The sequence below is a fragment of the Rosenbergiella collisarenosi genome (genome assembly GCF_018494085.1).
GTDB lineage: Bacteria > Pseudomonadota > Gammaproteobacteria > Enterobacterales > Enterobacteriaceae > Rosenbergiella > Rosenbergiella collisarenosi.
Map to the genome: position 1 here is coordinate 33,450 of NZ_JABBFP010000005.1, position 17,848 is coordinate 51,297.

Here is a 17,848-nt window from a genome sequence, read left to right on the forward strand (position 1 = left end):
TTTTTTTCTGCCATCATCCACCTGCCAGACCATCCTCTAGGTTATTATTATTTTTTAGCATAATCTTCGAATTAAACGTGATTAAGCAAAACTGAAAACTTTCGCTACACTGCGTGCCTAGGTTAACCCTCTCTTTAGCTTTATCACGACAAGGAAATACCATGAGCGACCGTAAAACTCTCACTACGGCGCAGGGCGAACATGTCCTGCATCCACAAACGCTGATGACGAGTTATGGCTACGATCCCGCGTTATCGGAAGGGGCGGTCAAGCCGCCGATATTTTTAACCTCGACCTTTATTTTTCGTACTGCAGAAGAGGGTAAGGCTTTCTTTAATGTCACCAGCGGACGCACCCCAGCGCCAGAAGGACAAAAAGATGGCCTGGTCTACTCACGGTTTAATCATCCGAATAGTGAAATTGTCGAAGACCGCTTAGCCTTGTACGAAGGGGCTGAACGCTGTGTTTTATTCTCTTCAGGAATGTCGGCGATAACGACGGTACTCATGGCGATTTGTCAGCCTGGCGACACTATCTTGAAGTCGCAACCGCTCTATGGCGGTACAGAAACCCTATTTAATAAGACCCTCGCGCGTTTCGGAATTAAGACCTTTGCGCTGCAAGATTCAAGCGAACTAACAACTCTTCAGCAAGAGGCTGAACAGGCGGCACAACAGGGGCCAGTACGGGCTATTTTTGTAGAAACGCCGGCGAACCCGACTAATGCCATGACCGATATTGCACTACTCGCTCAACTGGCGGATGAACTTGAGCGCCAACACGGCATTCGTCCTCTGATCATCTGTGATAATACGCTGCTAGGACCTCTTTTTCAGAAGCCGCTCGCGTTAGGTGCCGATATTACTGTCTACTCATTAACTAAGTACGTGGGCGGACATTCGGATCTCGTCGCCGGGGCCGCGATGGGCAGTCACACGCTGATCGCCGCGATCAAACAGATGCGCAGTACCATCGGTACTCAGCTAGACCCTCACACCAGTTGGATGTTAGGGCGTTCGTTAGAAACCCTTCAGCTTAGAATGGAAAAAGCGAGCAGTAATGCTGAGCAGGTTGCCTTGTATCTGAGCCAGCATCCCAAGGTGTCAGCCGTCACTCATCCGTCTTTGTATGAAGAGGGCAGCCGTTCGTATCAACTGTACCATGCACAGTGTACAGGCGGAGGCTCGACCTTCTCCTTTGAGGTCGGGCAGAGCGAGGCGGAAGCGTTTCGTTTTCTTAATGCGCTGAAGATATTCAAGTTAGCGGTAAGTCTAGGGGGGACTGAATCACTCATTAGTCATCCAGGGTCTACCACTCACTCTGGCGTTGACCGATCGATACGTGAAAAATTCTCAATCTTTGACACGACGATCCGCGTCTCGGTCGGTATTGAATATGCCGCTGATCTCATCGCAGATATTGGGCAAGCGTTGGATGCGTTGTAACGCGTCCAGCAATAAAACGATTAGATATCTTTAACACTCCTCTCTGTATCCATTGATCTGCATCACTTTCTTCTACAGGAAAAAGCGTAGAGTGAGTGAGGCATTTCTGCAGACATTTACTGAGAGGGTACGAGATGAAAGCGGCAATAGTCACTCACGATCATCAGGTTAGTGTTGAAGATAAACAATTACGGGCATTGGAATATGGGGAAGCGCTACTCACCATGGAGTGTTGTGGCGTTTGCCATACTGATTTACATGTTAAGAATGGCGACTTCGGCGATAAGACCGGGGTGGTTCTCGGCCACGAAGGGATAGGTATCGTGAGTCAACTCGGACCTGGCGTCAGTGCCTTAAAAGTAGGCGATAGGGTCAGCGTGGCATGGTTTTACCAAGGCTGTGGCCATTGTGAGTATTGTAATACAGGCAGAGAAACGCTCTGTCGTTCGGTCAAAAATGCTGGGTATAGTGTGGACGGTGGTATGGCAGAGCAATGCATTGTCCATGCCGATTATGCGGTTAAAGTTCCCGACGGACTAGACTCCGCGGCGGCAAGTAGTATTACCTGTGCAGGCGTCACGACGTATAAAGGGCTTAAAGTCAGCGATATTCGTCCTGGCGAGTGGGTGGCAATATTCGGGTTAGGTGGCTTAGGGAATCTCGCTCTGCAATATGCGAAAAACGTCTTCAATGCGAAAGTTATTGCCATCGATATCAATGAGCAACAGCTAGCTTTGGCCTCCTCTATGGGGGCGGATCTTGTCATCAACTCCCGCGAACAGGATGCACAGGCCCTTATCCAAGAAAGATGCGGCGGGGCGCACGCTGCGATAGTCACAGCAGTCGCGAAATCAGCGTTCCAATCAGCCGTGTTCAGTGTGCGAGCCGGGGCGAAAGTGGTTGCGATTGGCTTACCGCCAGATTCAATGGCGCTCGATATCCCTCGCTTAGTGCTCGATGGCATCCAAGTCGTCGGCTCCCTCGTTGGCACACGCAAAGACCTCGCTGAGGCCTTCCAATTTGCCGCTGAAGGTAAGGTGACCCCGAAAGTGGCACTACGGCCTATCGAGGAGATAAACACTATTTTCGATGAGATGCAGGCCGGTAAAATTTCTGGCCGCGTGGTAATCGATTTTAAAAAATAGTGGCAGGCAAAGACCGTTGAGGTTGAAGAATGGATGATCACTTCTATACTGAGTTAAACATACTTTCTATAGGAGTGGTTATGACGATTCTAAAAAGTGGTTCTGCACATTGGGAAGGTCCAATTAAAGAAGGAAAGGGAACGGTTAGTACCGAAAGCGGTGCATTAAGCGAACAACCTTACGGATTTAATACTCGCTTCGAAGGCAAGGCCGGCACTAACCCTGAAGAATTACTGGGTGGTGCTCATGCCGCCTGTTTCTCGATGGCACTATCGTTGATGCTGGGGAACGCCGGGCATACTCCTAAAAGTATCGATACTACCGCGACCGTCTCTCTAGACAAAGTGGGAGAAGGTTTCAAGATCACTAAGGTCGCCTTGAAAAGCCGCGTTGCGCTGCCAGGTATCGATCAGCAGGAATTTGATAAGATCATCAACCAAGCAAAAGAAGGGTGTCCAGTTTCGCAACTATTCGATACTGAGATCACGCTCGACTATACGCTAAACGCGTAAGCTCCTAAGTGACGCCACGAGCGTCACTTTACTCCTCTCTATCCTGCAATCGTTGTTCCCGAATCCTCGCTACGGTCGCTTTTGTTGCCATTCTTGACGCAGGCCTCTTCACCACCTTGAGTGGGTCAGCGGCAATATACTCAAGGGTGGGAGAACAATAGAAAGGCAGCCAGCCACCATAACGGCTTTCCCACTCCCAATGCACAGGGCATGGCCATAGTAACCCACCTTCGAGCGAGTAATAAACCCAGGAACCGACCGGTCGACGTGGGCGGCGCACAGTAGCGTTCACTTGCTTAACTTCCACTGTGGTCACTATATCGCGATTGAAACTTAATCTGGGTGATCACGATGAACCTCACCGCACAGCAATACAACATTGGGTCTTACCTTATGTACGCGCGCTTCCATTTGTTGACACATTGCCAGTGTTGGATAAATAGTTTCTGTCACAGGTAGGGCATCGCAGGCATCATTGCCACAAGCACTTACCAGTAATACAAATCCTATTAGCATACCTGACTCCTGTGCTGGAAAGGGAAAGCCTCATTTACCTGTAAATGAGATAATTTGATTTTCGCTGCTGCTATTCTGCCAGAAAAGCGGTAATTGGGTTACACTATCCTTGCCATTAAGCTTAAGAAAATAAGGTTTTTTATGTCAGAAATCCTCGCTCGTCCTCATGACAATGAACAGATTGCTCATCCTGATAAACACCCCAAGCAAGCGGCTCTACAGGTCGTCGTTGAGTTAGTGCGCGCCGGTAAATTAAGCCCTTTACAGGGTGATGCGGGGAATATGCTATCGATTTACGAACAGTTCAAAAAACACTTTGAACAGGACGCTAACTAGTCGCTGACTCTTACTCAAGAACACTTATTCTAGCCGTTCTTGAGTAAATAGCAGTGAATGAGGCTGTTATGAAATATTTTACCCTCCTTTCTTCTCTTGTACTCTGTTCGGCGATTACCGCCTGTAGTCATACTCGCCCTGAGCCGACTGCGCGTTATCTACCCGATAACGATATGTGTAGTGCGTCGCAATTTCAGACCTATGTCGGTAAGCCGCTAACCGCCGTGGATGCGCTGCAACTGGACGAGCCGGTCCGTGCGATCCCTGCCTATGCCTCGGTAACGATGGATTTTAATCTGCATCGGATTAACTTTCTCGCTGATGAAAAGGGCGTAATCAGCCGAGTGTATTGCGGGTAATAGGTTAAGAGTGCAAGCCAACAATGAGTATTCTGTTGGCATTAGGTAAAGCGTGGTTAACAGAGGTTAACAGCAGCGCGTTGCAGATTTTTCTGGATGAATCTCAAGATAGAATTCAGTCTCTGAGAAAAAGAAGGATGTGCAAATGAAAACGTTAATCAAAGTCGTATCGGTGCTTGCACTCACCGCAAGTCTAAGCGGGTGTATTCTTCCTCCATGGGGAGGACCTGGCGGTGGTGGCGGCGGTGGCGGTGGTGGTCCTGGCGGCCCTCACTATGGGTTCAGCCAAACACGATAATTAACAAATAGTTTCTTCGAACCTTCATAAAATCGAGGTATTCTGATAAATAAATTTGTAGGGTTGCCTGCGAATTATATCGTCGACCTATAAGGAGAAGTAGAATGAAACAGATGTTAATGACCCTTGCTCTAGCCACAACATTGGTGACTGGTTACGCTTCAGCAGCTGAGAAAACTGCCCAACAGCAGAAGATGACCGTGTGTAACCAGCAGGCAGGCTCACAAAGCCTAAAAGGCGATAGCCGCAAAAGCTTCATGAGTAACTGTTTGAAGAAAGATAGCAAAGCCTCTGGCCTAACCGCCCAGCAGCAAAAAATGAAAACGTGTAATGCCACAGCTAAAGATAAAAAGCTTGCTGGAGCAGAGCGTAAAACGTTTATGAGTAGCTGTTTAAAGAAATCGTAATACCCGTTCACCCAATCGTGTTAAGCACGGTTGGGTGAATTTTTTATTTGCGAGGAACGATAAAGGCTAACCCTAAGTTCGACTTGCGCCTATGATTGCTTACTTAATGCTGCCGATTTTGCGATACACGCCTGCATCGCTTGCATAATTGAGGACCGAAACCCCGTCTCCTCTAACATCGCAACCGCCTCAATGGTTGTACCGCCTGGTGAGCAAACATTATCTTTTAACTCCCCCGGGTGTTTCCCGCTTTCTAAGACCATCTCAGCAGAGCCCTTAACCGCCTGTGCGGCAAACTGATAGGCTTTCGCACGAGGCATCCCTGCTAGGACCGCCGCATCGGCCATGGCTTCAATTAAGATATAAATATAAGCGGGGGCCGAACCACTAACCCCGACCACCGCATGGATCAGGGATTCGCTAACGACTTCAGCTTTACCGAACTGGCTAAAGAGCGTCACTACCGTTTCAGTTTCTTGTTCGCTGACTTCGCTATTTGGGGTTATCGAACTCATCCCTTCGCCCACTAAGCAGGGCGTATTTGGCATCACCCGAATGATTTTTTGTCCGCTCGGTAAGGCTGAGGCTAAAGAGTCTAGCGTAACGCCGGCCGCTACGGAAACAATCACCGTCTCTTTGCGTAGGTGGCTGGAGAGCTTAGCGAGGGTCTCTAGCAGAGCGTTGGGCTTGACCGCTGCAATCAAATAGTCGGCTTTCTCGGCGAGTTGATTCGCACTATCCATAGGCGTCACGCCAAATTGGTCATGGAGATCACTATTGGTTTTCGGCTTACGGTCAAAGACCAGAATATTCTCAGCAGGGAGGGCTTTACTGGTAATCAAGCCATTGATCATTGCGCTCGCCATATTGCCACACCCTAGAAAACCTATCTTTAAATTTTTCATGTCGCTGTTAAACCTTATCTATGACAAATTCGGTAGAAGTTATTACTATACACAATTATCTTTCACCATAAGTATAGAGGAAGAATAAACATGATATGGGTCGATGCCGACGCTTGCCCGGTGGTCATTAAGGAAGTGCTCTACCGTGCGGCTGAAAGAACCAAAACCGTCGTGACATTTGTTGCTAACCAATCGCTGCGTGTTCCTTCATCAGAATATTTACGTACACTACGCGTAGCAGCCGGGTTTGATGTTGCGGATAACGAGATAGTCAAACGCGTGGGTCTTGGGGAGCTGGTGATTACTAGCGATATCCCTTTAGCCGCTGAGGTACTGGAGAAGGGGGGGGAAGCGCTAAACCCGCGAGGAGAGCGTTATTCGCGTGAAACGATCAAACAACGCTTAGTAATGCGTGATTTTATGGAGACGCTGCGCTCCAGTGGAATACCGTCCGGAGGTCCCGCAGCGTTGAGCCAAAAAGATCGTCAGCTATTTGCTAACGAACTCGATAAGTGGTTCCAAGCTCGGTAACTTATCGCTTAAAGGAAGCTATCGTCATCGTCGCCGAAGCTACTATCACCGCCAAAGAAGCTACCATTATCTTCGCTAGGCTGTGAGCCCCAGTCGTTACTGAAATCACCGGCATCTGCTGGCTGGTTAAGCGTATCTAAGTTCTCATCGTAGTTTGGCTGCTCAAGAGGAGGCTCGTTAATAATATTGACGATCTCCTCGGGTTGCGAATGGCGGAACATACTGGTCAACATATCTGCCATGACCACCCCTCCCGCAACACCCACGGCAGTTTGTAGTGCACCCCCTAAAAATCCGGTGCCTCGCGCAGCCGGCTGTTGCGGCGCACTGTTATAGCCTTGCTGTGGTGCAGCGTTTTGTGGATTACCGCCCCAACCACTATTTTGCTGCGGTGCGCTTTGTGGACGACTATTGCCCCCGCCGAATAGACCGGAAAGGAAGCCACCACTGCTCTGTTTCGGCTGCTCAGCGGCCTGACGTTCGAGTTGTGTAACGCGATCGTTCAGTTTCTTTAACGCAGCTTCTTGAATGATAATGGCCTGAGCCATGTAATAAGGGGCATCGGGTTGCGACTGCAGATGCTGTTTAATACGCTGCTCAGCGCCGCTATCACGTGCGGTAGATTGCGCTTGTGCCTGCTGCAGGCGGCCAAACAGGTCATCAATGAGTTTTTGTTCTTCAGTTTGCATCAGAAACCTCTCTTTTTATAAACGCAACAAGGTGCATGAGCGCTCCTGCACAAGGCTGGAACGCTTCGCTTAGCTGATGATATGGGGATAATCAGCCTAAAGGGAAGGGGATAGCCGTAAATAAATGTGTTTTCAACCTTTCAGCGGGATAGCCGTTGACCGGTAATCCAGTTATGATGCCTGTAGATCACTTACTATGGAGACGTCCGCCAAGCGGCGGTAGAGGATGTTCTGCTTATGTCATTTCCGGTATACCTCATCGGTGCCAGAGGCTGTGGTAAAACGACGGTGGGGAAGCTCCTCGCTCGACAGCTCAGCTATCAATTTTGCGACACAGATCAGCAACTACAGCAGCATTTAGACCAAAGTATCGCAGAGTTCGTCGCACAGCATGGTTGGGAGACCTTTCGTCAGCAAGAGCATCAAGCACTGCTTACTGTGACCTCTGATAATACGGTAGTGGCGACGGGCGGCGGAATCGTCCTGCGCGACGATAATCGCCAGCATATGCGCCAGTCTGGTGCGGTGATCTGGCTAAGTGTCGACCACCAAGTATTGGCTAGCCGCCTTACCGCCGATCCTGAGATGGAACAGCGTCCGACGCTAACGGGCAGACCGATTACCGAAGAGATCTACGAGGTGCTTCAGCAGCGCCTCCCGCTTTATCAGCAGGCCGCGCATCATTGTATCGATGCCAATCAGCCCCCGGAAAAAGTCGTTATCGATATTCTAACGGCATTGAGTCGTGACTCATTGACGGCTTGATTCCCTTACCCCCTAACCACTGACTCTTATTTCTAACGAAGGAACTAGTATGCTTAAAGCGAACGAGTATTTTGAAGGTAAAGTTAGATCGATTGGTTTTGAAAATAGCCTAGCCGGTGAAGCCAGTGTTGGCGTGATGGAGAGCGGTGAGTATACCTTCAGTACCGCAAAGGCTGAAGAGATGACCGTCATCAGCGGCGCGTTAAAAGTGTTACTACCGGGTGAAACGGAATGGCGGTGGTTTGAGGCGGGTAGTGCGTTTAATGTCCCTGAGCATAGCGAATTCCACCTACAAGTTGCAGAGCCTGCGGCCTATCTTTGCCGTTACCTGTAAGAAAATAGGCTGCCGGGTGTCGGCAGCCTTATTGACTACTGTGCGGTTTCACCGCCGAGACTTTCGATGAGTGAATCGATAAACATCTCTAACTCACCGGTCATCAGGACGAAGTCTGCATCGAAACGTAGGTCGGCCTCTTCACGACTAATATCATCATTCTGTTCACGCAACGTATCGCTAAACTTGATGCGTTTGATGGAGGCATCATCGTTCAGCAAGCATTGCACACGCTCTTGCCAATCGACCCCAAGTTTTGTGACGCGTTTACCCGACTCAATATGATGGGCGATTTCATCGCAGACCAACTCTTGTTTTTTACAGCGGATCACGCCGCCTTCTTCCAGCGTCGCCTTTAGCTCAGCCTCGTCGAGCAGCGTGTACCCTGTGCTAGGCGTCCCCGAACGCACCCATTCTGTCAGCGTAATCTCTACAGGGGTTTGCAAGTTAAGCGGAACGACAGGGAGTGACCCCAAGCTTTTACGTAATAGAGCTAAGACGTCTTCGGCTTTTTTAGCACTGCCGCTATCGACGATCACGCGTTGACGTTCGACATCGATCCATATCCAAGTTTGACTATAACGGCTAAAGGCACGCGGCAGTAGGCTGTGTATAACTTCGTCTTTTAACGACTCTTTTTCCGTTTTCTTTAGACGGCGTTGCTGTTCGGTTTCCAGCTTATGGACTTTTGCTTCCAGCGCTTGCTTGATCACTGTCGCAGGCAGCATTTTCTCTTCTTTGCGAGCACAGAGTAACAGCTGACCTTGGCTGGCATGAACGAGGGCGCTCGCTTGCGGGCCCAACGGTGGTACCCAGCCCATGGCGAGTTTATCCTGGCTCCCGCAAGGGGTAAATTGGCAGGACGCCAATTGCGTCTCCATCTCTTCAGCAACTAGAGGGATCTCTCGGGTTAAACGGTAGACCATCATATTTTTAAACCACAACATTTACTTTCCTCTGTTTGCTTTGCGCTGCGCGTATCATACTGAATTTGGTGCTAGGTTTCAGCCTCTATAGCATTCTATTAATGGCTTATCGCTAAGGAAGAGAAGCCTAATCCATTCACTTTCTTTACTTTAATTTGTACGGGAATCCGCTCTTTCATCGCCTCGACATGGCTGATAACCCCAATCATCTTACCCGAGGCATTCAGGCTATCCAGTGCATCGAGTGCAGCATCCAAGGTGGCGGAATCGAGCGTACCGAATCCCTCATCTAAAAAGAGTGAGTCGATATGGTTCCTATCGCTCATCAGATCCGATAACGCGAGGGCTAAGGCAAGGCTGACTAAGAAGCTTTCTCCCCCCGAGAGGGTTTTCGTGTCGCGACATTCATCGGCCTGCCACTGGTCGACCACTTGTAATTCAAGGAGATCGCGTTCCGTGCGCTGCAAACGATAGCGGCCATGTAACCGTTCGAGTTGTTGGTTAGCTAACCAAACTAAATGCTCTAAGGTTAATCCTTGAGCAAAACGCCGGAACTTATCGCCGCTGGCAGAGCCGATTAATTCATTGAGCTGATCCCACGTTGCAAGGTGGTCTTGACGTTCGGCGATCGTCGCGACAAGCGTCGACTGCTGCTGTTTGAGCGTATCGTCTGCAAGTAATTGTTGGGTAACTTCTCCTTGTTGAACGAGTACCGCTTGATAGCGTTGCTGCTGCTGGTCGCGCTGGGGCACGAGATGCTGCGCGGTCTCACTTGCCAGCGCAGGCTGAGCCTGCTGATGTTGTTGAAGCGACCGTTCGGCCTGAGTGAGTCGTGTTTTAGCGCGATCGATCTGCTGTGCAGCCTGATCGAGTTTCTGACGATAGTCGGTAATCACCGACTCGGGTAACAATGCGTCTAAGAAATGCGCCTGATCAGTAAAGACGGAGGCGTGCAGTGCATCGTTAAATAGCGCCTCGGCCTCCTGTAACTGCAATATTAGAGCGGCAAGCTGCGTAGCGACTTGGCGTTCCTCACCACTGATCTGTTGGTGGCGGTCCTGCTTCTGCTGCCAGAGTTGACGCTGCTGCTGCTCGTCGTCTCTGAGGCGTTGCGCTTGTTCGTTAAGTGACTGACGTAACTGATGAACGGATTGATCACCCACCAGCGTGTGACGCTCATTGACACAGTCAGCGGTAGTCGCTTTATGTGCCGATAACTGCTGCTGTTGGTGCTGTATCTCGGCAGAGCGCTGCGTCTGTTCACGCTGTAAGGCGGCGAGGCGCTCGCTTAGGGTGCTACGTGTCGCCTCAAGCTCGAGGCGCTCTTGTTGATAGCCCTGATAAGTCGTCCAGATCTTCTGATAATCGTCTAATGTGGTGACCAGCTCGCTGAGCGGTAACGGTGCTAACTGATACTGAGCCAGTTGCTGCAGGAGATCGTCATAATCCTGTTGTAACGTCTGTTGGGCGGCGGCGGCCTGCTGAGTGGCTTCTTTGAGCTGTTGTTGTTCTAGCTGATACTGCTGGTCAAGAAGCGCCAATGCTTGCTGTTGCTGCTGAAGGTGGTGTTGCTGCTGAGATAATGCCTTCTCGGTACGATAGCGCTCTTCTTGGCGACGCTGCTGTGCCTGTAGGGCGTCTTGATAGTGTTGCTGGCGCTCGAGTTGCAGGGCGAGAGCCTGTTCAAGCCCCTGTCTATCGTCCAGTGCCAGATCTATCCCTTGCGCTAACGTTAGGGTTTGCCACGTCATTTGGAGTGTGGCAAGAGCGTCGTCTGATTGCGCCAGTGTCTCGCGATGGTGTTGGGCTTCTCGTTGGCTGTTTTCGCAGTCTGCCTCAAGACGAGCCACCGCTTGCGAGCCCTGTTCAATGCAGGCGCGTTGCGCATCACGCGCTGCCAGGTGCGACGGGTGAGTCGCAAGACCATCGGCTATTGAGTGGCCGGGGTGATCCGTCGATCCGCATACGACACAGGGGTCGCCATCCTGTAGGCTGTCGCGTAGCCGCTGTAAATCTGCCACCTGTTGCTCTAAAACACAGAGTTTTTCTAAGGCAACAAGCTGAGCTTTGTCGCTGGCGAGTTGCTGGGACTGGGCATGATGTTGCTGACGCAGCGTGGCTAATTGTTGTTCGCTACGTTGAAGCGCGCGTTGCGTCTGTTCGCGGGTTGTCACCCCCGCCTGCCACTGGTCCGACCAACGCGACAGTTGTTGCAAGTGGGGCGTTAGGTGCCCTTGCTCGCGCTGCCAAGTGGCCAAAGCCTGAAACGTATTGTCTGCGTCTTGCGTGGCGTTATCTTGGTGTAATGCTAAAAGCGCCGCTGACTGCTGGTCAACGCCTCGTTGCGAGGCTTCGGTCAGTGTACGTTGCTGGTCGCGTTCCTCACCTAAACGTACGTGTCGCTGTTTTCGTTGTGCGAGCTGATCGGCGACCGTCTGACCCGCGCGCTGCTCCCGTAACAGCTGTTCAGCGTGATGTCGCCAGCCGACCAAATGAGCACCCCAAGCGCTAAGCGTCGGATAACCTTGTTGCCAGTGGTCGATCACTTCAATCCGCTGCTGGTGGCTTTGCGATTGCTGCGTGAGCAGGGTGAGCTGTTCTGCACACTCGCGATAAGCCGACTGTAGCGGCTGTAGCTGTTGCTCGGTCTGCTGCTGTAACTGCGTGAGATGCTTGATCCGCTCATCGAGGGGGATCACTTTATCGACCAAGAGCTGTTGCTGCTCGTGCTGCTGGCGCTGAAACTGCTGTTCGGCCTGCACTTTGTTCTGCCAGTTATCGTAACTGGCCAGTCGCTGCTGCTCCGCCTGCTGAACCAGTTGTTGCAGGCTATGCTGCTGAGCGCGTGCCTGCTCAACGGCGTGGGTCGACTGTTGTAACCTTTGCCACGTAGGAAGTAATTGCGCAGCGGGTTGGTAGGCAGTCAGTTTTTCCTGAAGTGGGGCTAAGGCCAGAGCCTGCTGCTCAGTGGCGGTAAGCGCCTCACGGCCCTGCATAAGGTGTTCGTGGAGCTGTTGCTGATAATGCTGCCAATTCAATGCTGCCGTTAACTGTTCGAGCTGCTGCTGAAGGGTATCGCGCTCACTGGCCAGCGTATGTTGCTGATGTTGCAGGGCCTCACGCTGTGGCTCGCTGAGTAGCGTAACCCCTGACAACTTAGCCTGTAGCTGGTCGAGTTCGATCTTATAGAGTTTGTGCTGTTCGAAGACCTGCTGCGAAATCCTGCCATAGATAGCGGTACCGGTTAACTCTTCCAGCAACTCTGCGCGTTCCGCGACCGGGGCGTTAAGAAAGGCGGCGAATTGCCCTTGGGATAGCATCATTGAGCGCGTAAAACGTTGGAAGTTAAGGCCCGACAGCGTTTCGATTAATTTCAGTTTATCTGAGACTTTATCCGCGAAAATCTTATTATCGCGACACCGTGCGAGTTCCACTTTCGGCGGCTGTAGCTTGCCGCGATGGTCATTGCGAGCACGATTTTGGCTCCAGAAAGCGCGCCAAGCTTCTCCTTTGATTTCAAACTCCACCTCGGCGAGGCAGTCGCTGGTACCGCGTGTCATTAGCTGGTTCTGGGTCGGTGAGATGCCCCCTAAGCGTGGCGTCTGATGATAGAGCGCCAAGCATATCGCATCCAATAGTGTTGTCTTGCCCGCTCCCGTTTCACCGGTGATCGCAAATAATCCATTGTCGCGAAAAGGCGGTTGGGTAAAGTCGATATGCCATTCACCGCGCAGTGAGTTTAAATTCTTAAGACGTAACGTTAATATTTTCATCGATTATTCCTGCTCGTCATCGATCTGCGCAGTAACTTGTCGGAATCGCTGCAGCATCAGGTGGTGTTGGTCATCATCCAGCGTTTCTTGCGCTAAGCGCCGCCGAAAAACTTCCTCGGGCGTAAGCTCGCCTAACGTCTCTTTCTGCAGAGAAGTGAGCGTAGAGGAGGTCGCGATACGCTTACGGCGCAGCAGTAAAATTTCCACGGCAAGATCTTCTGTGAGTTTTTCTACCCGCTGCTGCAGATCGCTGAGGTAATCCTCGTGATGGATTTCGATATCGAGCCATATTCTTTGACCATTGCTCGGACGCTCTAAGGCCGACAGCTGCTCGGCCAGCTCCTTTAAGGATCCCTTTATTACGCGCATCGGTTGAAAACAAGGAATTTCATAGGTCTCCCACATTAAAGGTGCCCCCTCGGTGAGGGAGAGCATGGTAATACTCTTGGGCGAGCCTAGCTCATCGAAGCTTAACGGAATCGGGGAGCCACTATAGCGGATCGGCGTAGCGCCGCTGACGTTTTGGGCGCGATGAATATGACCCAGCGCGATGTAGTCGGCGGGAGGAAAGGCGCTCGCTGGGAAGGCTTCTAGCGTACCGATATAAATATCGCGGACAGAGTCGCTCTTCGTGACCCCAAGTGCGGTAAGGTGCCCTGTCGCAATGATCGGTAGATGTCCGCACTGGTGAAGCTGTTGATACTCGCGCGCCGCGAGGAAATTCTCATGGTAGTAGCGGGTGATGGCCTGTAACAGGTCTTGCTGTTTCTCACGCCCCGATAGCCCGGCCTGGCTGAGTTGGATATCTCGTGGGCGCAGATAAGGGATAGCACAGAGCAATGCGCCAATTTTTCCCTCTGCGTCTTTAATTGGGAAGAGCGACGACGCATGCGGCTCATCGTCCGACCGAGGACCGGTGATAATATGTGTATTTAAGCAGGCGACTAATGCTCTCGATTCGTTTAGCGTAGCCACCGAGTCGTGATTACCCGCCAATAGGTAGAGTTGGCAGCCGGTCTCTTGTAACGAAACAATAAACTGATTGAGGAGTTCCCGAGCATAACTCGCGGGGGTGGCGGTATCGAAAATATCGCCAGCCACAATGATGGCGTCGACGCTCTGTTCGATAACCAATGCCTTTAACCATTGAAAAAAAGCCTGATGCTCTGCCGCTCGACTCCGTGCATAGAAAAATTGGCCTAAATGCCAATCAGAGGTATGGATTATTTTCATCAGGCTTCACTTCTACGATTATCAAAGCCTGAGTATAGCGGCAACTGATCCTGCGAAAAACACTTGGGCGCAAACTTGCATTAGCCGCCGGAAGATGATTAGTTACTTACGCGATTCATAAAACTGTCATAAAAGTGACAGATAATAGCGGTCATGCCTAAGTAAGTGGTTAATTTTGGAGAAAAAATGGCCAAGCGGATCTTAGTAGTAGAGGATGAAGCACCCATTCGCGAAATGATTTGTTTCGTATTAGAACAGAATGGTTATGACGTAATCGAAGCGGAAGACTATGACCGCGCTCTACGGCAGTTGATAGAGCCTTGGCCAGACTTAATCCTACTCGACTGGATGCTACCCGGTGGCAGCGGTATCCAGTATATCCGGCATCTAAAGAAAGAGGCGTTTACCCGCGATATCCCGGTCTTGATGTTAACGGCGAAAGGGGAAGAAGAGGATCGCGTAAGAGGGCTTGATGCGGGAGCCGACGATTACATGCTCAAGCCTTTCTCCCCGAAAGAGCTTATCGCGCGCATTAAAGCGATTATTCGCCGTATCTCCCCCATGCCGGAAGATGAGGTCATCGATATCCAAGGACTTATTCTCGATCCGCGTTCTCACCGCGTAATGGCTGGTGAAACGCCGATTGATATGGGGCCGACGGAGTATCGGCTGTTACACTTTTTTATGTCCCACCCAGAGAAAGTCTATACCCGAGAACATTTACTGAATCAGGTGTGGGGCACTAATGTGTATGTCGAAGACCGTACTGTCGATGTCCATATCCGTCGGTTACGTAAGGCGCTTGAAAGCTCAGGGTATGAAAAAATGGTACAAACAGTACGTGGCGCGGGTTACCGATTCTCAGTACGGTACTAGGGGAGTGAAAGGTGCTCGATAAACTCTCCTTAAAAACCTTGCTGCTTGAGCTGTTCGTTGTCCTTATTGTAGCCTCGGTCATCGGATTTTTTTGTCACCACCTGAGTGCGGCGCTTATCATCGGGCTATTAGGCCTTCTCGGCTGGCATTTTAGGCAGCTTATGCGCCTTTCTCATTGGCTGTGGGTCGACCGCAGCATGACCCCGCCGGTAGGGCGAGGGAGTTGGGAGCCACTGTTCTACGGCTTACAATTGATGCAACAGCGTAACAAGCGTCGACGCAGTGAGTTGCGCTCGCTGATCCAACGCTTTCGCAGTGGCGCGGAGTCGTTGCCCGATGCGTTAGTGCTGGTGACAGAAGAAGGGAATATTTTCTGGTGTAACGGCTTGGCTCAACATCTATTAGGGCTGCGCTGGCCGGAAGATAATGGCCAGAACATTCAAAACCTTCTACGTTATCCGGAGTTCTCACGCTATCTACAGCAGCGCCAATTCGCTCAGCCTTTAGTCCAAGCGCTGAATAACGGACAGCAAACCGAGTTTCGAGTCATGCCCTACAGCGATCAACAGTGGTTGATCGTGGGCAGGGACGTTAGCCAAATTCATCAACTTGAGAATATGCGGCGTAATTTTTTTGCTAATGTTAGTCACGAATTACGTACGCCACTTACTGTGCTTCAAGGCTATCTTGAGATGATGGAACAGGGGGGAATGCCTCCTGCCAGCCAGCAAAAAGCATTGGCTACCATGCAATCCCAGACACAGCGTATGGCTGATCTCGTTAAGCAACTCCTAACGCTTTCGAAGATCGAGGCCACCCCCACCTATGAAATGCGCCAACAGATAGATGTCCCTCGACTGCTTGAACAAGTCTATCAAGAGGCTAAGGCGTTGAGCGAGGAACGGCATTCGCTGATCTGCCTGAGCGATAAAACGTTATGGGCATTGGGCAACGAAGAGCAGCTGCGTAGTGCGATTTCCAACTTAGTCTTCAATGCGATTAATCACACCCCGCCAGGTACGACTATTACACTAAGCTGGCAGCGGACCCCTAGTGGTGCGGAATTCAAGGTCAGTGATGATGGCCCAGGGATTGCGGCAGAGCATTTGTCTCGGCTAACGGAAAGATTTTATCGCGTCGATGGTGCGCGATCGCGCCACTCTGGGGGGAGCGGGCTCGGCTTGGCGATAGTTAAACACGCCCTCGGCCATCATGGCAGTAAGCTGCGAATTGAGAGTCAGCCTCATCAGCAGACAGTCTTTAGCTTTCAATTATCTAAGGCGCAGATCCTGAGCGAAAGAGAATAATTCATCATTCACCTGAACTCTCTTCCATTGCGTTTTGAGTTGAAGGGAGTACGGTGTTTAGCCATCCAGATGTCCTTTGTTTATATAAACACTCGAGGTGAACGATGTCTAAGCAGCAATACCCTTACCGTGTGGAAGTTGTTGGCAGTTTTTTACGTCCGAAGGCGATCAAGCAGGCGCGTGTTCAGTTCGCTCAGGGCCAGATTAGCGCGGAACAGTTGCACAGTATCGAGGATGAGGCGATCAAGCAGGTTGTCGCGCAGCAGCAACAGCACGGCTTACAGGTCGTGACCGATGGTGAGTTTCGCCGAGCGTGGTGGCACTTCGATTTTTTCGATGGGTTAGCGGGCATTGAATCCGTAACGGTTGAGCAAGGTATCCAGTTCAATGGCGTGCAGACGAAAGCGCGCGGAATAAAAGTAACCGGAAAAATCGACTTTACCGACCATCCGATGCTGGACGACTTTCGCTTTCTACAAAGTATTGCGGGGAACAGTCTCGCCAAAATGACAATCCCAAGCCCCAGTGTCCTGCATTTTAGGGGAGGGCGGGAGGCGATCTCTACAGAGGTCTACCCCGATCTTGAAGATTATTTCGATGATCTTGCGTTAACGTGGAAAAAAGCGATACAGGCATTTTACCAGGCAGGCTGTCGTTACCTACAACTGGATGATACGGTGTGGGCATACCTGTGTTCAGAGGCCCAGCAACAGCAGATTCGTGCACGTGGCGATGATCCCCGACAACTGGCGAATACTTACGCTAGGGTACTGAATCGTGCACTAGAGGGAAAACCCGCCGATATGCGCATTGGACTGCATGTCTGTCGCGGTAATTTTCGCTCGACGTGGATTTCAGAGGGGGGTTATGGACCCGTCGCCGAAATCCTTTTCCGTCGCGTCAACGTCGATGCTTTTTTCCTTGAGTATGATAACGATCGCTCGGGTGGGTTCGAGCCGCTGCGTTTTTTACCGGTGGGTCACCAGCAGGTCGTACTCGGACTGGTAACGACTAAGGTCGGTAAGCTTGAAACAGCCGAGGCACTGAAAGCAAGGATCCTCGAGGCTACTCGCTATGTTGCGCTCGACCAAATTTGTATCAGCCCGCAATGTGGTTTCGCTTCGACAGAGGAGGGGAACGATATTCTCGAGAGCGAACAGTGGCAAAAAATCGATCGGTTGCAACACGTTGCAGAGCAGGTGTGGCACTAACCTGTCGTAGGGGCGATGTGAGGGATACAATCGCCCTTTTTCTTAAAAGGCATTAGGCTGCACAAAAAATACGCATATCATTTTCTAAATGTTTCCTACTATCCTTAGCACAATTGCTGCTTTCCTTACATTTTCCAGAATATCCTCCTGCATTACAGTTGCTCTGTTGCCTTTGTATGTTATAAAAGATTTACTTATGACCTTGACGGAGCTTGTGGCTCGACGCCATTTCACATTTTATTCCCTCTGATCTCGGTCAGTAAGAAGGGGAAGTGATCGT

The 17,848-nt window shown here is 50.8% G+C and carries 20 protein-coding genes; 13 read left to right on the forward strand and 7 right to left on the reverse strand.

Annotated features, from left to right (window positions below; all coding sequences use genetic code 11):
- Positions 1 to 161: 161 nt before the first annotated feature.
- From HGT70_RS09545 to HGT70_RS09555, 3 genes are all read left to right on the forward strand, one after another.
- Positions 162 to 1,445: a cystathionine gamma-synthase family protein gene (locus tag HGT70_RS09545; RefSeq protein ID WP_071434369.1), complete on the forward strand. Its 1,284-nt coding sequence runs from the start codon at positions 162 to 164 to the stop codon at positions 1,443 to 1,445.
- 134 nt (positions 1,446 to 1,579) lie between these two features.
- Positions 1,580 to 2,590 (forward strand): alcohol dehydrogenase AdhP, encoded by a 1,011-nt coding sequence (gene adhP, locus HGT70_RS09550; protein WP_071434371.1) that lies wholly within the window; start codon positions 1,580 to 1,582, stop codon positions 2,588 to 2,590.
- 80 nt (positions 2,591 to 2,670) lie between these two features.
- Positions 2,671 to 3,102 (forward strand): OsmC family protein, encoded by a 432-nt coding sequence (locus HGT70_RS09555; RefSeq protein WP_071434373.1) that lies wholly within the window; start codon positions 2,671 to 2,673, stop codon positions 3,100 to 3,102.
- A 28-nt stretch (positions 3,103 to 3,130) separates the two neighbouring features.
- On the opposite strand, the gene HGT70_RS09560 is transcribed toward HGT70_RS09555, so the two are convergent.
- Entirely contained in the window at positions 3,131 to 3,394 is a 264-nt protein-coding gene (locus tag HGT70_RS09560) for a hypothetical protein (protein WP_241576286.1), read from the reverse strand.
- Between the two features lie 41 nt (positions 3,395 to 3,435).
- The gene (locus HGT70_RS09565) at positions 3,436 to 3,618 is read right to left on the reverse strand and encodes a hypothetical protein (RefSeq protein ID WP_092675674.1); all 183 of its coding nucleotides are present in this window, start codon (positions 3,616 to 3,618) and stop codon (positions 3,436 to 3,438) included.
- A gap of 141 nt (positions 3,619 to 3,759) precedes the next feature.
- On the opposite strand from HGT70_RS09565, the gene HGT70_RS09570 reads away from it, so the two are divergent.
- From HGT70_RS09570 to HGT70_RS09585, 4 genes are all read left to right on the forward strand, one after another.
- A complete protein-coding gene (locus HGT70_RS09570) occupies positions 3,760 to 3,954 on the forward strand; it encodes a hypothetical protein (RefSeq protein ID WP_214195712.1) in 195 nt (64 codons plus the stop codon).
- Between the two features lie 68 nt (positions 3,955 to 4,022).
- Positions 4,023 to 4,313: an I78 family peptidase inhibitor gene (locus HGT70_RS09575; protein ID WP_071434377.1), complete on the forward strand. Its 291-nt coding sequence runs from the start codon at positions 4,023 to 4,025 to the stop codon at positions 4,311 to 4,313.
- Positions 4,314 to 4,458: 145 nt separating this feature from the next.
- Positions 4,459 to 4,611, forward strand: coding sequence for a hypothetical protein (locus HGT70_RS09580; protein WP_214195713.1), 153 nt, complete (start codon positions 4,459 to 4,461; stop codon positions 4,609 to 4,611).
- A 104-nt stretch (positions 4,612 to 4,715) separates the two neighbouring features.
- The gene (locus HGT70_RS09585; protein WP_071434379.1) at positions 4,716 to 5,018 is read left to right on the forward strand and encodes a PsiF family protein; all 303 of its coding nucleotides are present in this window, start codon (positions 4,716 to 4,718) and stop codon (positions 5,016 to 5,018) included.
- Positions 5,019 to 5,107: 89 nt separating this feature from the next.
- Here the strand turns inward: HGT70_RS09585 and proC are convergent, their stop codons facing one another.
- A complete protein-coding gene (gene proC / locus HGT70_RS09590; RefSeq protein WP_214195714.1) occupies positions 5,108 to 5,923 on the reverse strand; it encodes a pyrroline-5-carboxylate reductase in 816 nt (271 codons plus the stop codon).
- A 90-nt stretch (positions 5,924 to 6,013) separates the two neighbouring features.
- Here proC and HGT70_RS09595 point away from each other — a divergent pair, with 90 nt between their 5' ends.
- Positions 6,014 to 6,454 (forward strand): YaiI/YqxD family protein, encoded by a 441-nt coding sequence (locus HGT70_RS09595; RefSeq protein ID WP_214195715.1) that lies wholly within the window; start codon positions 6,014 to 6,016, stop codon positions 6,452 to 6,454.
- Positions 6,455 to 6,462: 8 nt separating this feature from the next.
- Here the strand turns inward: HGT70_RS09595 and HGT70_RS09600 are convergent, their stop codons facing one another.
- Entirely contained in the window at positions 6,463 to 7,143 is a 681-nt protein-coding gene (locus tag HGT70_RS09600) for a DUF2076 domain-containing protein (RefSeq protein WP_214195716.1), read from the reverse strand.
- A 237-nt stretch (positions 7,144 to 7,380) separates the two neighbouring features.
- Between HGT70_RS09600 and aroL the strand changes: the two genes are divergently transcribed.
- Both aroL and ppnP read left to right on the forward strand, forming a co-directional pair.
- Positions 7,381 to 7,908: a shikimate kinase AroL gene (aroL, locus tag HGT70_RS09605; RefSeq protein ID WP_071434388.1), complete on the forward strand. Its 528-nt coding sequence runs from the start codon at positions 7,381 to 7,383 to the stop codon at positions 7,906 to 7,908.
- A 49-nt stretch (positions 7,909 to 7,957) separates the two neighbouring features.
- On the forward strand, positions 7,958 to 8,242 hold the full coding sequence (gene ppnP, locus HGT70_RS09610; RefSeq protein ID WP_214195717.1) for a pyrimidine/purine nucleoside phosphorylase: 285 nt from the start codon (positions 7,958 to 7,960) through the stop codon (positions 8,240 to 8,242).
- A gap of 35 nt (positions 8,243 to 8,277) precedes the next feature.
- On the opposite strand, the gene rdgC is transcribed toward ppnP, so the two are convergent.
- The 3 genes from rdgC to sbcD form a co-directional block, all read right to left on the reverse strand.
- Complete coding sequence (gene rdgC / locus HGT70_RS09615; RefSeq protein ID WP_214195718.1) at positions 8,278 to 9,189, reverse strand: recombination-associated protein RdgC; 912 nt, start codon at positions 9,187 to 9,189, stop codon at positions 8,278 to 8,280.
- 77 nt (positions 9,190 to 9,266) lie between these two features.
- Positions 9,267 to 12,941 carry an AAA family ATPase gene (locus HGT70_RS09620; RefSeq protein ID WP_214195719.1) on the reverse strand — a complete coding sequence of 1,225 codons (3,675 nt, stop codon included), beginning with the start codon at positions 12,939 to 12,941 and terminating at the stop codon, positions 9,267 to 9,269.
- A 3-nt stretch (positions 12,942 to 12,944) separates the two neighbouring features.
- Positions 12,945 to 14,174, reverse strand: coding sequence for an exonuclease subunit SbcD (sbcD, locus tag HGT70_RS09625; RefSeq protein ID WP_214195720.1), 1,230 nt, complete (start codon positions 14,172 to 14,174; stop codon positions 12,945 to 12,947).
- Positions 14,175 to 14,360: 186 nt separating this feature from the next.
- Here sbcD and phoB point away from each other — a divergent pair, with 186 nt between their 5' ends.
- From phoB to HGT70_RS09640, 3 genes are all read left to right on the forward strand, one after another.
- Entirely contained in the window at positions 14,361 to 15,050 is a 690-nt protein-coding gene (gene phoB / locus HGT70_RS09630; RefSeq protein WP_071434398.1) for a phosphate regulon transcriptional regulator PhoB, read from the forward strand.
- Between the two features lie 11 nt (positions 15,051 to 15,061).
- Positions 15,062 to 16,357 (forward strand): phosphate regulon sensor histidine kinase PhoR, encoded by a 1,296-nt coding sequence (phoR, locus tag HGT70_RS09635; protein WP_214195721.1) that lies wholly within the window; start codon positions 15,062 to 15,064, stop codon positions 16,355 to 16,357.
- A gap of 104 nt (positions 16,358 to 16,461) precedes the next feature.
- Positions 16,462 to 17,568, forward strand: a complete 1,107-nt coding sequence (locus HGT70_RS09640; RefSeq protein ID WP_214195722.1) for a cobalamin-independent methionine synthase II family protein — start codon at positions 16,462 to 16,464, stop codon at positions 17,566 to 17,568.
- Positions 17,569 to 17,848: the final 280 nt, after the last annotated feature.

Coding starts and splice junctions, on each gene's coding strand:
- HGT70_RS09620 (WP_214195719.1), bottom strand. CDS start 12,941: ATGAAAATATTAACGTTACGTCTTAAGAATTTAAACTCACTGCGCGGT.
- HGT70_RS09565 (WP_092675674.1), bottom strand. CDS start 3,618: ATGCTAATAGGATTTGTATTACTGGTAAGTGCTTGTGGCAATGATGCC.
- HGT70_RS09585 (WP_071434379.1), top strand. CDS start 4,716: ATGAAACAGATGTTAATGACCCTTGCTCTAGCCACAACATTGGTGACT.
- HGT70_RS09640 (WP_214195722.1), top strand. CDS start 16,462: ATGTCTAAGCAGCAATACCCTTACCGTGTGGAAGTTGTTGGCAGTTTT.
- HGT70_RS09545 (WP_071434369.1), top strand. CDS start 162: ATGAGCGACCGTAAAACTCTCACTACGGCGCAGGGCGAACATGTCCTG.
- aroL (WP_071434388.1), top strand. CDS start 7,381: ATGTCATTTCCGGTATACCTCATCGGTGCCAGAGGCTGTGGTAAAACG.
- rdgC (WP_214195718.1), bottom strand. CDS start 9,189: ATGTTGTGGTTTAAAAATATGATGGTCTACCGTTTAACCCGAGAGATC.
- HGT70_RS09580 (WP_214195713.1), top strand. CDS start 4,459: ATGAAAACGTTAATCAAAGTCGTATCGGTGCTTGCACTCACCGCAAGT.
- proC (WP_214195714.1), bottom strand. CDS start 5,923: ATGAAAAATTTAAAGATAGGTTTTCTAGGGTGTGGCAATATGGCGAGC.
- HGT70_RS09600 (WP_214195716.1), bottom strand. CDS start 7,143: ATGCAAACTGAAGAACAAAAACTCATTGATGACCTGTTTGGCCGCCTG.
- HGT70_RS09575 (WP_071434377.1), top strand. CDS start 4,023: ATGAAATATTTTACCCTCCTTTCTTCTCTTGTACTCTGTTCGGCGATT.
- adhP (WP_071434371.1), top strand. CDS start 1,580: ATGAAAGCGGCAATAGTCACTCACGATCATCAGGTTAGTGTTGAAGAT.
- HGT70_RS09555 (WP_071434373.1), top strand. CDS start 2,671: ATGACGATTCTAAAAAGTGGTTCTGCACATTGGGAAGGTCCAATTAAA.
- ppnP (WP_214195717.1), top strand. CDS start 7,958: ATGCTTAAAGCGAACGAGTATTTTGAAGGTAAAGTTAGATCGATTGGT.
- sbcD (WP_214195720.1), bottom strand. CDS start 14,174: ATGAAAATAATCCATACCTCTGATTGGCATTTAGGCCAATTTTTCTAT.
- HGT70_RS09595 (WP_214195715.1), top strand. CDS start 6,014: ATGATATGGGTCGATGCCGACGCTTGCCCGGTGGTCATTAAGGAAGTG.
- HGT70_RS09570 (WP_214195712.1), top strand. CDS start 3,760: ATGTCAGAAATCCTCGCTCGTCCTCATGACAATGAACAGATTGCTCAT.
- phoB (WP_071434398.1), top strand. CDS start 14,361: ATGGCCAAGCGGATCTTAGTAGTAGAGGATGAAGCACCCATTCGCGAA.